At 60.8% G+C, this 15,283-nt stretch carries 12 protein-coding genes and 2 pseudogenes; 8 read left to right on the forward strand and 6 right to left on the reverse strand.

The window, feature by feature from the left end; translation table 11 throughout:
• Positions 1-332: 332 nt before the first annotated feature.
• From ACQR03_RS30330 to ACQR03_RS30345, 4 genes and pseudogenes are all read left to right on the forward strand, one after another.
• A pseudogene (locus tag ACQR03_RS30330) lies at positions 333-484 on the forward strand (2Fe-2S ferredoxin); the annotation flags it as partial.
• Positions 485-543: 59 nt separating this feature from the next.
• Entirely contained in the window at positions 544-993 is a 450-nt protein-coding gene (locus ACQR03_RS30335) for a hypothetical protein (protein ID WP_434842168.1), read from the forward strand.
• A gap of 97 nt (positions 994-1,090) precedes the next feature.
• On the forward strand, positions 1,091-1,849 hold the full coding sequence (locus ACQR03_RS30340) for a DUF7168 domain-containing protein (protein WP_434842163.1): 759 nt from the start codon (positions 1,091-1,093) through the stop codon (positions 1,847-1,849).
• A gap of 166 nt (positions 1,850-2,015) precedes the next feature.
• Complete coding sequence (locus ACQR03_RS30345; protein ID WP_434842167.1) at positions 2,016-2,801, forward strand: HNH endonuclease; 786 nt, start codon at positions 2,016-2,018, stop codon at positions 2,799-2,801.
• A 138-nt stretch (positions 2,802-2,939) separates the two neighbouring features.
• Here the strand turns inward: ACQR03_RS30345 and ACQR03_RS30350 are convergent, their stop codons facing one another.
• The 3 genes from ACQR03_RS30350 to ACQR03_RS30360 form a co-directional block, all read right to left on the reverse strand.
• On the reverse strand, positions 2,940-4,388 hold the full coding sequence (locus ACQR03_RS30350) for a trypsin-like peptidase domain-containing protein (protein ID WP_316172080.1): 1,449 nt from the start codon (positions 4,386-4,388) through the stop codon (positions 2,940-2,942).
• Positions 4,381-5,139: a CHAP domain-containing protein gene (locus ACQR03_RS30355; RefSeq protein ID WP_434842166.1), complete on the reverse strand. Its 759-nt coding sequence runs from the start codon at positions 5,137-5,139 to the stop codon at positions 4,381-4,383. The genes ACQR03_RS30350 and ACQR03_RS30355 overlap by 8 nt, the downstream gene beginning before the upstream one ends.
• Before the next feature lie 85 nt (positions 5,140-5,224).
• Positions 5,225-7,654 (reverse strand): CHAT domain-containing protein, encoded by a 2,430-nt coding sequence (locus ACQR03_RS30360; RefSeq protein WP_434842165.1) that lies wholly within the window; start codon positions 7,652-7,654, stop codon positions 5,225-5,227.
• A 436-nt stretch (positions 7,655-8,090) separates the two neighbouring features.
• Here ACQR03_RS30360 and ACQR03_RS30365 point away from each other — a divergent pair, with 436 nt between their 5' ends.
• The 3 genes and pseudogenes from ACQR03_RS30365 to ACQR03_RS30375 all read left to right on the forward strand — a co-directional run.
• Positions 8,091-9,659, forward strand: coding sequence for a hypothetical protein (locus ACQR03_RS30365; protein WP_434842164.1), 1,569 nt, complete (start codon positions 8,091-8,093; stop codon positions 9,657-9,659).
• A gap of 335 nt (positions 9,660-9,994) precedes the next feature.
• Positions 9,995-10,753: a DUF7168 domain-containing protein gene (locus ACQR03_RS30370; protein ID WP_434842163.1), complete on the forward strand. Its 759-nt coding sequence runs from the start codon at positions 9,995-9,997 to the stop codon at positions 10,751-10,753.
• Positions 10,754-10,919: 166 nt separating this feature from the next.
• Positions 10,920-11,018 (forward strand): annotated as a pseudogene (locus ACQR03_RS30375) (HNH endonuclease); the annotation flags it as partial.
• 185 nt (positions 11,019-11,203) lie between these two features.
• Here ACQR03_RS30375 and ACQR03_RS30380 read toward each other — a convergent pair.
• Entirely contained in the window at positions 11,204-11,812 is a 609-nt protein-coding gene (locus ACQR03_RS30380; protein WP_315716186.1) for a hypothetical protein, read from the reverse strand.
• 190 nt (positions 11,813-12,002) lie between these two features.
• Between ACQR03_RS30380 and ACQR03_RS30385 the strand changes: the two genes are divergently transcribed.
• A complete protein-coding gene (locus tag ACQR03_RS30385) occupies positions 12,003-12,338 on the forward strand; it encodes an MmcQ/YjbR family DNA-binding protein (protein ID WP_316187925.1) in 336 nt (111 codons plus the stop codon).
• A 41-nt stretch (positions 12,339-12,379) separates the two neighbouring features.
• Here ACQR03_RS30385 and ACQR03_RS30390 read toward each other — a convergent pair whose 3' ends face one another.
• Positions 12,380-13,414 carry a hypothetical protein gene (locus ACQR03_RS30390; protein ID WP_434842162.1) on the reverse strand — a complete coding sequence of 345 codons (1,035 nt, stop codon included), beginning with the start codon at positions 13,412-13,414 and terminating at the stop codon, positions 12,380-12,382.
• A gap of 530 nt (positions 13,415-13,944) precedes the next feature.
• Entirely contained in the window at positions 13,945-15,177 is a 1,233-nt protein-coding gene (locus tag ACQR03_RS30395; protein ID WP_434842161.1) for a hypothetical protein, read from the reverse strand.
• Between the last annotated feature and the right edge of the window lie 106 nt (positions 15,178-15,283).

The raw sequence follows: 15,283 nt of genomic DNA on the forward strand, positions 1-15,283 counted from the left end.
GGGTGTGCGCCGTGACAAGGCGGCGCTTTCCAGTGGGTGCAAGCCCCACGGGACCGCTTGCATGGGCAGCTCCTCCAGATCGTGGGAGCCCTAATAGCCCCCAAATCCATGGCACTCGCGTGCCGGACAGAGGAGCCGTCCACAGCATCAGTAGCTGACTCTTGGGCGTGCGCGCCTTGAGCCGACAGGGCCGCTGGACTCGCAGCGCGCGAGAAACGTAATGGACCTGCTCCGCAAGGTCGCGGTCGATCGGGATGCAGCGATCGTCTGCGTGAGCCATCACGAGATGATCCTCGACCGATTTGATCACATTTTCCGGCTGCAAGCCCGACGACCTCAAGCTCGGCGGCCCTCCGCTTCGGGCTTGGTCGAAGGATCCGAAAACGTCGGTCATCCGAAACGGTACGCGGTTGAACGAAATCCTGGTCCTGAAACTCGACCCAACGAGCTTGACGACGCAACACGAACTCGCGCCGCCGACGGTAACCGATGAACGGCAAGAGCTAGGTGGCGACGTCGATCAGGGGTGCGTGGTCGTTGCCAATGCGCAGGTTGGTCGCCACATGGCCCATCACCTGCGGCTCGCACCTGCCGAGCGCGGCCAGCAAGCTGAAGGTGAGAAGCTCGCGGGTCGTGATGTCGATCCCACCGTCCCACGTGGTCGCCGAAGCAGTTCGCCGACAGCAGCCGTTGGATATGCTGCTGGTCGGCCGGCGCCGATGCGTAGAGCCTGTCGACGACCACGTCCCCGATGATCCTCTTCTGGACTGCCAGTCCCTCCTCCAAGCGGTCGACCGGGGTGGTCGTGGACTGCTCAGGCAACGGCAGTTCGATGTCGCGCTTGGCGAAGACCTCGTTCGTGGCGTGCAGGAAGTCGAACGCTTGGGCCATCCCAAGATGCGGCACAGCCTGCATAAGGCGAGCAAAATCGGCTCGACTTTGGGGCATATCACTGGTACACACGCCGGCATCGGGCATGAAGCAAGGCTTTGATTTTATTGGACTAGTTGGCGCAGAGCGGCAATCCCTCCCTCTCCGCCAGTTCCTCCCTCGGCCACCTCCCGGCGGGGCTTGTCATGGGCCTTGAGCGGTGAGCCAGACGTTCGATCCTGCCGCTTCCGATCCTGTTGCGCTCGACAAGCTGAAATCCCGCATTCAGGCGCTGCGCGCCAAGACCATCGCCAATGGCTGCACCGAGGACGAGGCGCTGTCCGCGGCCGCCAAGGTCGCCGAACTGCTCGATCGCCACGACCTGTCGCTGTCCGACCTCGAGCTGCGCGCGTCGGCGTGCGAGCGCAAGGTCTATGAGACCCATCGCAAGAAGCGCATTCCGCTCGATGACTGCATCGGCGCGATCGCGCATTTCTGCGATTGCCGGGTCTGGCGCGAGAAGAATCCGGCCGGCGAAGCGAGCTATGTGTTCTTCGGTCTCCCCGCGGATGTCGAGGTTGCGCACTACCTGGCGGAACTGATCGACAACGCCGTGCGCGCCGAACTCGGCCGCTACAAGACCTCGGCCGAGTACCGCCGGTTCCGGCACCAGGACCGGCATCTCGCCAATGCCTCCTTCGCCCTCGGCATGGTGGTGTCGATCGCCGACCGCCTGGTGGCGATGAAGGCAGCCCGGGATCAGGTCAACCAGAGCAGCGGCCGCGGCCTGGTCGTGCTCAAGACCTCGGTGGTCGATGCCGAGTTCGACAAGCTCGATCTGAAGCTGCGGTCGGCGCGCAGCACGAGCCGGATGGTGTCGACGGCGGCCTATGAAGCGGGAGGTGCCGCCGGCACCACGCTCACGATCAGTCCGGGCGTGAGCGGCGCGCCACCGCCAGGTAGTTCGAAGCGAGGCTGACGGACGCCTGGTTCGACGTCGGCTATGGGCCCTTCAAGCACGGCCCAAGCCGGTTGCAGGCGCCGTGCATCGACGTCCAGCGTCGTACTCCTAAGTACAGCGACACGGCGATCTCGGCTGGCTGCGACATTTGCTTCCATCCGAGTCGCTCAGTTAAGCTGCCTGCATGAGCTACTGCGTCTTCATGCATCGGACTGATTCGATCTACGACGATAGTCCGGCGGAGCAGTACCAATTTCCCAAACAATATCTCGGCCGCGCGCAGGGCAGCGTCGGAGATTGGATTGTCTACTTAGAGCCGACGAAAGTGCTTGGAACGCGCGGCTATTTCGCGATCGCTCGGGTCGAGCGGATCATTCCAGATCCGAAGGCGCCCGATATGTATCTCGCGCTCATTCAGCCCGGCTCATACCTCGAATTCGTCAGCCCGGTTCCTTTCAGCGAGCAGAACGGTCCGGTCGAGCGGGGTCTGCTCAACGAGACGGGCAAGATCTCGGGCCGGGCGCAGGCGGCTGTGCGGCCGATTTCGCCGGAGGACTTTCAGCGTATCATCGAGCGCGGTCTGGATGATCGAGACGTCTTGTTGCCGCGTATGCCGGAGACCGGCCACCCCCTTAATGGGTTTGAAGAGGATCAAACGCCATTGGCGTCGGAGCAGCTCCGCGATCGCATCCAGCGTCTGACGTCGCGTATCGCCCAAGATCGCCTGTTCCGCAAGATCGTACTGCGAGCCTATGGCGAACGTTGCGCCATCACCGGGCTGAAACTGATCAACGGCGGCGGACGTGCCGAAGTGAATGCGGCCCATATTCGCCCTGTCGAGGCCAACGGTCCCGACCTCGTGCAAAACGGGCTGGCCTTGTCGGGAACGGTCCATTGGATGTTCGACCGACCCTTCTATGGTGACAACAAGGGTTGTATCACTTTCTTTGTCAAACAGCCGACCGGGTGAAGCGAGCGCAGAAAATGCCTGCTCTTTCGTGCAGCGTTTGCTGCGACGCTATGCAATTTTGTCCGAATCATGTGATCTGAGCACGACCACGTCGAATCGGCTCTGCAACTGAAAGCGGACGGGCGGGAATCCGACGGACTACTTACCAATAGGGATCAGTTTTGCCGTGACAAACGCATCGATCCACGCTTTCCAAGGATTATCAACCGGCCCGCTCTCAAGACTGTAGGTCGCGCTGATGAAGTTGCCTTCGCCACCGACGACAGTCTCGATCCCGTCTGTAGGCGAGTGGCTCATACCGACCACGCTTACGCTTACGATCTCCTGAAACCGGTAACCTTTGGGTGCCGGAATCTGATCGGAATAGTCTTGGCGTGTCGCCGCCGACTTGTGAATGTCGAGCGTCTTCGAAACCAAGTAGGATCGAAGTTCCGGCTGGAGTTGGCTTGATGCAACCAGTGGCTCCGAAGGCTTGATTCTCGCCACCACTCGACTGCTGATCGAGGCTGGCGCTGGCTTTCTCTTGGTTGGAGAGCCGAGCGTCTCCCGCAAGGCGTCGAGAATGCTCTTGCTTTCGGTGCCCGCATTCGCCTCGATCGTCAATTGAATCGTCTTCCCGTCGCCCAGGATTGCCGTACCTGAGGGGGTTGCCGAAACGCGCTCCGCGTCTGATTTCGCATCTGCCCTCACGATCTCCTCAAAAACGCTTCCCGGGGGCGCTTGAAATGCCTGTGTCAGTTTCGTCGTCTGGCCAGAGCCAAGCTCGACGGTCGAGGTCTTATCAAGTCGCACCTCGGCTATCGGCCCCTGAGGCGCAGCCAATTTCTTGTCGCACGCCGGATCGTAGCTCGTTCCAATCAACGCCTTGGTTTCAGGCGACATCGAAGCGATCGCGCTTCGGATCAACTCTGCACGGCTCATTAATTCGACGCGTTCAAAATTGACTTCTTCTTGTCCGATTCCAATCGCTATTACGTAGCCCTTGGAATTAAACACCGGTCCGCCGCTATCGCCCTTGTGCATGGGCATTTGCATTACAACTGGCAGCGGATCAATGGCGGGCTTGGACACGATACCGTGTCGACTTGCCAACCTGTCGTCACCAAAATATCCAAGCAGGACAAGCGCCTCGTCCATATTGTAATCGTCGCAGAGGCGAAGAAATCTTAGGGGAGCCTGAACATTCTCAATTTTCAACAATCCGACGTCGTGAGGTGTCGTGGCCGATTTCACGACTTTGAGCCTTAATGGCGGATCGCTGGCCACAAGCAAATTGCGAGCATCATCATGGGGCAAGCGGGCCTCGATCACCAGCGTGTCCTGTTCGAATTCTGTCGGATTGGGCACCACATGGCCCGCCGTCATGACAAGTCCATCTGGCGACACAACGAATCCGGTAGCATAGCTGTCAAAGAATCTTTTCTTTTGCTTTTCCTTTTCAGGCATAGATTTAAGCGCTTCAGCCTGTTCCTTGAATATCCCTTCGATATGGAGGCGAACGACTGCCGGCCCAGAGTCCTGGTAGGGTGCAGCGATCGCTGCGGAAGACGAAAGCAATGCTGCGAACGTGAGCGCCGCGCTACGCATGCAACTGCGGATCGGTCCGGTAGGAATGTAATTCGAGCACCGAGCCATGTTTCCCAATCCTCTTCCGGTTGATCGCGTGCCTGACCGGGGTGCCTTCGAATTGATTTCCGCCCAATACAAGAACGCTGTCGGCGTCCTCGGTGACGAAGAAGCCAACATGACCATGATTCGGATTACTGTTGTTCTTGAACACGACAATGTCGCCCGGCTGCGCCTTCGTAGCCACCTTGGCTCCCCAGTTCCTGAACGAAGCTGAGGCCGCACTGTATGTAGGGTCCGCTGCGCCGCTGATCGGCTTTCTCCCGATGCCTGAACGTATCAAGCAATAGTTTACGAATGCTGCGCACCACGCCGTTGTATCTCCGCTGGGCGTCGTATTGGTGGATGCAAAGAATCCAACTATCACCGGATTCCACCGAACCGGCCACGCAGTCGTGTAGGGGCGAAGCTCCTTCCCATACTTGCCGTTAGCGACATCCAGAAAATAGAGCGCCACTTCGATGGGACTGCAATTCGTGGGAGCTTGATCCAACAGCTTCTTGGCGAGCGTTTCCTCCTCCGGTGTTGCGGGACTAGTTCCGAAGGGCTGGTAGCCGGTAATCGGGCCATTGAGCGAGGGTTGGTTGGCGAAATCCTTCAGAGCATCAGGAATGCTCGGTGCTTCGGTATCTTCCTTGGCAAGGGCGCTCCAATCAATCGCAGGCTGCGCGCCAGCAGCACTGGTCAAAATGAACGATGCGGCACCGGTCAAGACCACTCGTCGACTGATAAGCATCATACTGCACCTCTCGTTAGTACGGACTTTCGACGTCTTGTTTGACCGGCCTAGCCTCACATCATATGTCGCCGACGGCGTGGAGCCCGGCCCAGTGATAGGGATGTTCGAACGGATACTGATCCATTCTTGCGATCTCACCCAACACAGCAGGCAGTTCGGGGTTCGCAGGGGCCATATTTTGAAGCCAGGCCGAGAGGTCATCCCTCGTCATCATCCTGACTTCGCACTGAGCCCGGCAGAGGGCACTGCAAACGTCGCTGCTCTTGGCCAGCTCGAGATAGCGAAGCATCAATACAGCCGTGGCCAATTGAGGAATTGTCCAAAGCGCGCCTAAGACGTGCTGTGCCCCTGATGCGAGCATTGCACTCGGCAGACCGATATACTCGGCGCCGATTTCTGCGCGAGCCAAACCGCTGTCGCACGCCCCCATGATGACGCTGCGGCACCCGCGCAGGTCGAGTTGTGCGAAAATCTCGGAGAATCCGACCTTGCGATCACCGGCAAGTCTTAGATAACTGCCATCCAGATTGTCAGCATCGTAGAAACCATGACATGCGAACAGAGTGTCGGATGCAGGACGGGCCGAAATTGACCCCATCAACTGCGGCCACCCCTCGGGCCGTTCGGAAATGCACATTCCTCCATAAATCTCTTGGAGCTTCGTTTCGATAAGGTCGTAAAATGGGACACCTTCACCCGAGACGTAGCGCAGCGTCACGCCCTGCTCAGGGGACAAAATCTTGCGATGGTTTTCAAGAAATAGACCCAGTGTCTGCCCGTAGCTGAGTGAGGCGCAGTGGTCGATCAGCATTTTCCCCTTTATGCGAACGGCATGAAGCGGCACGGCATTCATCTGGAGACGCGGAAAGATCTTTAAATGTCTGTCCGGCAAGAATTTCAGTATTGGCTCAAGCAAGGGATCGAGTAGATTCGCGTAGCTTAACAGGAGCTTATCTAATGCGCTCCTAAGTACGCCCTCGCTGCCATCATCCGATGTGGCTCTCTGGTACTCTTCGTGGATTGGACGCAGGTCGTGTTCACCAAACGGAGCGTTGAAAGGAGCAACCGCCCCGGACTCCACGTCTGCCAAGACCATGATGCTCTCATGGGTTCCGACATGGAACAGCAGGAATATCGTTTTGGGCAGACGCAAGGCCAATGCTCGCCGGGCGTTCTTGTCGCTTGACAGCAAGTCGAAGAGCATCGGCTGTAACGCGATCGAGCTTTTGAGATATTGCCTTCGTTCGGCGTAATGCTGAGTGGCACTGGCAAGATAGTCTTCGAAATTGGGCGGCATCGTATTTAGCGAGCTATAGTAGATAGCTCGCCTGCGGCGAAACTCTGCCACAGCGGTACGAGGCTCGTTGCGGGTTGCCGCGATTTCCGAGACCAACTCGGTAATCTGTCGTGGACCATTCCATTCGACCTCGGCCAGCATGTCGATGGCGGACTGCAGGAGACATGCAGCCTTCACCGAATTGGTGGAAAAGGAGCGAAAAAGCTGCTGCTTGGCGGCGCGAGCAAGCGGAAGAGGCGACTGAATGGTGAGGTGTGCATCGAGATGTACGCGGCCGGCGCGGTAAGCAAGCAGCGCTGGGCGCAACTTCTCGGGGTCGTCGATCCGGACTGCTTTGGTGCCTGGCCTTCCGGCGTCGACATTTGCAGTCTGCCCCGCCAAGAGGAAAAGAGTGTCGCCCAGCTCTCGGGCTGATAAAGCCTGCCAGTACGACGTATAGGCAAAAGCAGGACCTTGCTTCTCGTACTCTAACGCTTTCTCGAAATGGAACCGGGATGCTTCCAGATTTCCTATCTGCCGCTGAGCGTGCCCAAGCAGACGCTCAAGATGTCCGATCTCTGTGTCCAGCTCGAGCCTGCGAGCCTCAGCGAGAGCAGCCTCGTATTCGGCGATGCTTAGCCCAAACTGGTTCTGTTCCGCCAGCAACAGGCCGAGAAAGCGTCGGGCCAAGATTGCGTAAAAGGCGACATCATCACTCTCGCATTGTGAGATGATGATCCGGAGCGCATCAGCATTTCTGATGTCGAATGCGGGGTAGTGCTTGCGGGCGGCTTCGATCAGCCAACGTTGACTCAGGCGAAGGTAGAGGTGAACAGCGCAAGGATTTGAGTCCGAATACTCAAAAGGACGCGTCCAGCGATGATAAAAGTCGTAAGAATGATGCAGTTTCGATCTTAGTTCATCGCCGATCGGTTCAAAAGGTTTCCCGAGAGCGACTTGATTTTCGAGGTACTGAGAGTACGCCGTCTCCAGGGATGATAACGCGAGATCGTCCGCAAAGAGCGTCTGCGCGTCCGAATAGAGCTGACAGGCCCAGAAGAAATAGACTGACTGGCGCGTCATCGCGACCTGCTGGAAGAGGTCAGTTAGCCAGTACGCGTAGAGCCGATACCAACGTACCCAACGCTCCAACTCGGCGCACCAGGTACGAACGTCGTCTTCGCTCGAGCACAATTCCGCCCACTGGTTCACGATGCCTGGACGTAGAGGCGCCAGTCGGCTTGGTCGGAAATCCTTGTCAGCCAGCAGCTGGACCAAGCTAACAAGGAAGTGGCGATGACTTGAGGGCAGAGACGAGCCATCAGGCGGCGAACATGGCTCCAGAGTGCCGCCCGGTTGCTCCCCTCTGGAAGAGCGGGGGGCGAGCGACGAGGATGCAGCCAGTGCTGCAAACCTGAGTAGCTCTCTACGACTCGTCCTCATATAATACAACTAAGGCGAGCTTCTTGCATTGGTTGTTGATCCATATCAAACAACCAAAGATCTTTAGGTCTATGCTTGTGGCTTTTGATGAGGGCGGCCGATGATCAGGTGGTGTTCAGCCGGAGTCGCGGTACTGTTTTCCATATCGTTCACTGCACCTGCTCAGTCGCAGGAGTGCACTGGGCTATCGATCGGCGGAGTTTGCTTGATCGGGAACAGACCCGAAGCAAGGTCGCTGGATCCGGCCGATAAGGACCAGTTGCTTCGAATCATTCCTCCAAAGCAGCGTCGACTTCCGAATCCCGATGAACTTTACAAAGTCGATCTGTCTTGCGCCTCAATTGGCTCGCCTGGTCTGATCGACTGGGGACCGTTCGTTCAGACTTCCGTCACCACCAGTCACATAGTTGCGCTGACCCCGACAAGGCTTTCGTCTTCTCAGCTGCCCTCCGATGCCAAAGCAGCCGTTACTGTTTTCTCGGTATCTGGAGACAAAAAGAACCGTAGCATATTCAAGAACGAAAAATGCGATACCAGCTTCGCAGTTTCGGGACGTGACAAGCTTTTTATAGCTGCGACGGCGAACAAGACCGACACCAACCAGCCCGGCCCTCTTGCGGCAGGTGTTGCCGGTCTAATCCAGGTGGCCCTTCCCATCCTGCCGCTATTTGCTGGCGTCGGACCGGCAACCAACGTCCTGAAAGCCGCCTCGCAGGCCAACGATCCATTGACGAAATTGTATTCGCAGCTTGATCGCGGCAATACCGTTACGCAATCGCAGCCATTGTACCAGGGCGTGAATACGGTCCGCACCCCCTACAGCACCGTGAAGGTAAGTCTCTCGAAGATTAAGTCGGTCACTCAAGATCCCGACCTGATTGGACCATATGAGAACATCGTCAAAGATGCCTACACCACGTTGAAAATAGCGGACAAGGCGGTAGGTGACTTGGCTGAAAGTTGTCGGCGTTTCGATGCGTTAATGAGGGATCGCAATCTGTCCCCTGACGACATATCGTACGGTTTGGTGTTGCTGACGCTGCTTTCCGGCTTCGACCAGACCAAAACCTTGACTTGTATGGGGTCGGATTATGCGCTTTCGGGACTCAGTCATGTGGCCCTGTGGAAACGCTATATGGAAAAGCCGGTGTATGATGCCGGTTCGGCGAAGGCGTTCTTCTACCGAGATGACCTTAGTCCGAGGCCGCCACACAAAGAGTTCGCTCGCGTCCAGAAGCGCCTGGAATTCGCGATGTATGCGCTTGGCGGGTACACGCTCTCGCGCGGTCAGAACAGGGGGGATGTCGATAGTTTCTTCACCGATAAGATTTATGTCGTGAATTTTCCCGGAACGCCATTCGACGGTCCGACGGAGGGAGCGTTCTGGACGCGCGATGATTTCCTAAAAAGGTTCATTAGCGCGGACCCATCTGCCGCATTTCGTATCGCGTGTCTGACTTCCGATACGGAGGGCGATGGATTGTTCTTGGCGTTCAGCGCGAAGCCCCCAAATCAACCTGTCTTCGCGGACGACGATGCAGTTGCTCTGCGTGTCTGGCTGGATGGCGACGGAAGGATCGGATGGGTAACCCTGCAGCAGAATGTCGATCTGGTGGAAAAGGCCGTCCCAGCTTCCAGGTTCTGTGGCAAGAACCTGAAAGTGACGCCGCTACCAAAGCCGAAAGAGCCACAAGCAAACGCCGAATCCGAGCGCAGAAGCTGGCGGGTGAGCAAGTTGGCAAGCGCGCAAGTCAGCAAGCCTACAAACCAATAAGCTAACAAGTCAGCAAGCCAACAAGTCAGCGGGCTAACAAGTGGTGCCGGAGCGCGGCGATGGCCCGGCTTTTTCGGCGGCGCCGCGGTCGCGCGTGGCAGGCACGGTTAGGGGCATTCGTAGGCAGGCCGCGCCGGTCAATATCGGAGTGCGGCGGGGGCTTGCGTTTTTCATTCGTACCGGTAATTGTACCAGCATTGGTACCAGCGGCGTCGCCATCTGCACGAAACGCCTGCCAAATTGGGGTACGGAAGATAATTGGCGCAGAGTCCCTGCCTCTCCGCCAGTTCCTCCCTCGGCCACCTCCCGGCGGGGCTTGTCATGGGCCTTGAGCGGTGAGCCAGACGTTCGATCCTGCCGCTTCCGATCCTGTTGCGCTCGACAAGCTGAAATCCCGCATTCAGGCGCTGCGCGCCAAGACCATCGCCAATGGCTGCACCGAGGACGAGGCGCTGTCCGCGGCCGCCAAGGTCGCCGAACTGCTCGATCGCCACGACCTGTCGCTGTCCGACCTCGAGCTGCGCGCGTCGGCGTGCGAGCGCAAGGTCTATGAGACCCATCGCAAGAAGCGCATTCCGCTCGATGACTGCATCGGCGCGATCGCGCATTTCTGCGATTGCCGGGTCTGGCGCGAGAAGAATCCGGCCGGCGAAGCGAGCTATGTGTTCTTCGGTCTCCCCGCGGATGTCGAGGTTGCGCACTACCTGGCGGAACTGATCGACAACGCCGTGCGCGCCGAACTCGGCCGCTACAAGACCTCGGCCGAGTACCGCCGGTTCCGGCACCAGGACCGGCATCTCGCCAATGCCTCCTTCGCCCTCGGCATGGTGGTGTCGATCGCCGACCGCCTGGTGGCGATGAAGGCAGCCCGGGATCAGGTCAACCAGAGCAGCGGCCGCGGCCTGGTCGTGCTCAAGACCTCGGTGGTCGATGCCGAGTTCGACAAGCTCGATCTGAAGCTGCGGTCGGCGCGCAGCACGAGCCGGATGGTGTCGACGGCGGCCTATGAAGCGGGAGGTGCCGCCGGCACCACGCTCACGATCAGTCCGGGCGTGAGCGGCGCGCCACCGCCAGGTAGTTCGAAGCGAGGCTGACGGACGCCTGGTTCGACGTCGGCTATGGGCCCTTCAAGCACGGCCCAAGCCGGTTGCAGGCGCCGTGCATCGACGTCCAGCGTCGTACTCCTAAGTACAGCGACACGGCGATCTCGGCTGGCTGCGACATTTGCTTCCATCCGAGTCGCTCAGTTAAGCTGCCTGCATGAGCTACTGCGTCTTCATGCATCGGACTGATTCGATCTACGACGATAGTCCGGCGGAGCAGTACCAATTTCCCAAACAATATCTCGGCCGCGCGCAGGGCAGTGACTCGATCAGGGAGTGAGTCCGAGCGGCGCTGTCCGCTCGCGCTGGTAGGCTTGCCCTGGGGGCGGTGCTGCGGCTTCCCTCGACCCCGTCACATTTCGTCCATCCGTTGACTGCGGGGCGCGTCGCGTTTCGCGACGCCGCCCCATGATGGATCGCGGCGTTCTGGCCGTACCGCCCTCAGCTCTTCCCGCCCGGCCCCTTCAACGCATTCCAAGCTGCCTGATTGGCCTGATCGAACGCCTTGCGGGATTCGCTCAGGGCGGCGCTGAGCACCGACCAGGATTCGCTGCCTGTCTGTTTCAGTTTCTCGAGATGGGCGCCGGCCTCTGCCGCGTCGGATTTGAGCTGCTTCAGCACGGCGTCCAGATCGGTGGTGCCGACCGTCGTCACCTTGGTCGCCGCCTCGCGAAACCTGTCAGCCGACTCCCGCCATGCCGTCGCCTGCGCGGCGGCGATGTCCTTGAAGGTCGCCTGCTGCTGGGCGGCCTGCTTGCCGGCGGCGTCGAAATAGGCCTTCATCTGCGCCTCGAATCCAGCCCAATGCGCGTCCAGCTCGGTCTTCGCGCTGGCCATCGCGGCTTCGCCGGCCGCTGCTTGCGTCTTGAGCAGGGCTTCGAGGTCGCTGCGGCGCTTCTTCAAGTCCGCCATGATCTCCTCGGTCTTCACCTTGGATGCTGCTTCGACCTCGGCTGCCTTGACCCCCAGCGACTCCAGCGCGGCATCCATCTCGTGGAGGCGCTCCCTGGCCCAGTTCAGGTAGACCTGCATCGTGCTCTGTGCCGGCATGGCTGCTCTCCTCTGATCCATCCTGCGACGAGCCATATAGAAACGAGGTCGTATAGTTTTGACCTGCATCAAGGCCCCGGGATGCCGGGGCTTCACGTTTGCGTGCAGGGCGCGACGTCCGCCGTATGGCGGACCGCCATGGCCGGTGCTAGTCCTATCGTTCGAATACGATCACACGAGGCGCGTCGAGATGACCGGTGACGAATTTCGTGCTCTCGCCCTGTCGTTCGCCGGAACGACCGCGGCGCCTCACTTCGATCGCACCGCGTTCAAGCTGCACCGGACCTTCGCGACCCTCGCCGCCGATGGCGCATCCGCCAACGTCCTGCTCACGCCCGACGAGCAGGAGCACCATGCCGGCCTGCAGCCCGGCGTGTTTCGCCGGGTCCCGAACAAATGGGGTGATCAGGGCTGGACCACCGTGTCGCTCGCCGATGTCGACGCCGCTCGCCTGCGCGGCGTGCTCGAGAGCGCGTGGCGCGCCGCGCATCGTCCGCAGCGTTCACGCGGCCGCAGCAAGCGCTGAGCCGACCCCGGCGAAACAATCGCCGGCGGCGACAAGAACTCTCATACCCTCCGCCCGACCATCAGCAGGACGCCGCCGATCTGCGGCAGGAGCGCCAGCAGGATCAGGCGGAGCATGACGAAGTCGTCGGCGGACGGCTTCACCACGCCGCGCGACACCCACGCCACCAGCTTGATCGCGGCCTCGGTTTGCGGATCGGCGGTCTGGCTGACCGTGGACATCGCCGCGTCCAGCGCCAGGCGACGCTCGGCGACCGCAGCCTCGCGCTCCCGACAGAACTTGCCGACGCCGCCCTTGCACTCGCGGTCGCGCGCGGTCATTGCATCCGCGAGCGCCGTCTGCGCGGCCTGCACCGCGGGCGTCACGCGCGAGGCGCGCGCCAAGGTGACGTCGCTGATGTTGGTGGAGGCGAAGCCGATGCCGGCGGTGACCGCGAACACGAAGGTCATCAGCCACACCGTCCAGCCGGTCAGTGCCGAGGCGCGGTGGCGCGCCTGCCACAGCCGTGCGGCGCAGGTCGGCATCACCAGCGCGACGAGGTCGGCGGTGACGCCGACCGCCAGAAACATGTAGCCCGCGGTGCTGTTCGAGCCGAGCGAGTGTGCGAACCAGCCGTTCATGGCCATTCCGACCGCGGCCAGCGCCAGTGCGGCCAGCTGCAGCAGGACCGACGAGGCGGTGATGCGCCCGGTCGCGGCCTTGGCCAAAGCAGCCGGCGCGGTTGTCGCGACGACCTCGCCTTCGATCACCGCTGGCGTTTCCCGCGGTGTCATCGTCGCCGGCGTGGCTGGAGCCGGGATCGCCGCTGCGGCGGCGCTCGCGGCTGCTTCCGTGCGCGGCTGCTCGGCTGCGGCCGAGGACTTCGCCGGCTCGTTCACGAGCTCCAGGAAATCCGGCATGATCAGCGTCTCGGACGCGAGCATCTCGTCGTCGAGCGCCGCCATCTTGGCCTTCTCGGCCTTGTCGGCTCGGGGCCGTGGGCGCGGCTTGACGACCTTGGCGCGCTTCGGACGCGGCTTGGCCGTCTTCGGCTGCTGCCAGGGAATGATGGATGCGACTACGGACTCATCAGCCATCGGGGCTGCTCCAATCGGTGGTGATGGGCGCGACGCTGCGTTTGCACGCAGCGCTAACCGCGCCGGCATCGGGTGCACGTCTGATCGGGAATCGGGCAGCGGCCCGCCTCGAAGCGGGCCTTCGTTCTTGCGGCCGGGCTGGCGTCGCGCGAAGAAATCGTTGGCGTCTCACGCGCCCTGATCCGCCGATGATGCGGAGGGCTTGCGGTCACAAGCGCCACGTAATGAGGCGGCGCCCGGAAGGTTCTGGTCCGCGCGGGGCCGGGCCGGTCAGCCGTGCGCCCAACACCCTTGTTCTTAACCAATGGCTAACACGGATTCGCCGGTTTCGAAACCACGCGGCGCGTGTAGCGGGACGGTGCGAGCTGAAGAGTCGCGAGCTGCGGCTTTGGAGTCACAACTCGCGCGTGAGCGGAGGCGCGACGCGTGGGCCGGCGCGCAAGCCGTTCGGATGATGTGCGATAGTCGAACATGGTCTATGCGGCCAGCCTCAACATGAGCGCGTCATCCCTCGCCGGAGCGAGTGACACTCAGCGCGGCACCAGCATGGGCGTGCTGCCGCTCACCGAGAAGCGCCGGTTGGCGGTGGTCAGCAGCAACACAAGTCCAGGAATGTCGAAACTCACCGCGACGCCATCAATTGGCTTGAAGTTTGGGAATGGAATCTGTCGCACCACATCGCCCTGGCCGATCCGGTACAGGCCGTCATGTCCCATTGCGAGCAGATCCTCGCCCTGGCGCTGCAGCCCGAAGAATGCGGTCGTCTGGGCGAACCAAGAGATCCGCGTCCGCCCGTCAGGTGTCTGATCCGTCGGTGCCTGGATGACATGCTGATAGAGCTGCCGCATCGAGGCGTCGCACACTTCCACGATGCGCCCATGCGCGGCCATATGGATCAGCCCGACCGCGACGGCGATGCAATGCGGCTTCCACGGAATGATTGCGATGCCGTTGACCGGATCGCACTCGGGGTTCAGCTTGCCGCCGCACAGGTCGCCCTCGACATCGTCGATATCGGAGACGATCCCGGTGATCCGATCGATCCGCTGCAGCCCGCCGCCCCATTCTCCGGCGTTGTAGCCGACGAAGACATGCTTCGCCGTGAGGAGGACGCTGGCGGCCGGCGATCTCCGCAACGGCTTTTTGCGTGCCAGCGTTTGGTTGGAGGAAGGCATGAGGGGAGCCGCCTCCCATGGCATGCCTTCGGTGAGATCAATGGTCCTGCCGTCTTCCAGCAGCATGATGGCTCCGCCGAACCTGAAATCCTTGCCCTCGTTCAGCGGCCTTGGGGCGGCGCGCGACGACGTGGACGACGATGTAAGTGCCGTCTCCGCTAATTCACCGCCGGTCAGGTCGATCATCCTGCTGTCCGTCAGCAAGAGGGTGGACGTCGCGGCCACGAACTTCTCGCCCTTCGTTGCGATATTGGCCACCGTTCCCCAACCGTCGCCATCCCGTCGGCGCACAGTCCATCGCTCAACGGAGGTCCACGGCACGCAGAACTCCTGCGGGCAAGTCACGATTGCCACTCGTCCATCCTGGACGAATAACTCGATCACCGGCTCCGGCGTAGCAACGTCGCTTCGTTCACCGCCCTCCGCCATGCTCGACAGCCGGCCGCCGGTATCGAGCAGCCAGAGCCGCCCCTCCGCAAACACGGCGCGCTGAATGGACGAAATCCGATCGGGTCCCGGCTGCTCGACGGCGACGCCGTAACCGGCGTTCATGGCGACCAGCGCGACAACGATCGAGACGAGCCGCACGACCCTTATCCTCACGCTCCGAGCCTCCAAGCTGAATGGGCTTCGTTTCGTTACAACCACCGTTATTCCTGGCCAAGGCCGCAGGCCAGCCGTCGCAGTCAGATTT

The organism is Bradyrhizobium sp. HKCCYLS3070, assembly GCF_051167575.1.
Classification (GTDB): Bacteria; Pseudomonadota; Alphaproteobacteria; order Rhizobiales; family Xanthobacteraceae; genus Bradyrhizobium.

Coding starts and splice junctions, on each gene's coding strand:
- ACQR03_RS30380 (WP_315716186.1), bottom strand. CDS start 11,812: ATGCCGGCACAGAGCACGATGCAGGTCTACCTGAACTGGGCCAGGGAG.
- ACQR03_RS30385 (WP_316187925.1), top strand. CDS start 12,003: ATGACCGGTGACGAATTTCGTGCTCTCGCCCTGTCGTTCGCCGGAACG.
- ACQR03_RS30335 (WP_434842168.1), top strand. CDS start 544: ATGCGCAGGTTGGTCGCCACATGGCCCATCACCTGCGGCTCGCACCTG.
- ACQR03_RS30345 (WP_434842167.1), top strand. CDS start 2,016: ATGAGCTACTGCGTCTTCATGCATCGGACTGATTCGATCTACGACGAT.
- ACQR03_RS30390 (WP_434842162.1), bottom strand. CDS start 13,414: ATGGCTGATGAGTCCGTAGTCGCATCCATCATTCCCTGGCAGCAGCCG.
- ACQR03_RS30350 (WP_316172080.1), bottom strand. CDS start 4,388: ATGCGTAGCGCGGCGCTCACGTTCGCAGCATTGCTTTCGTCTTCCGCA.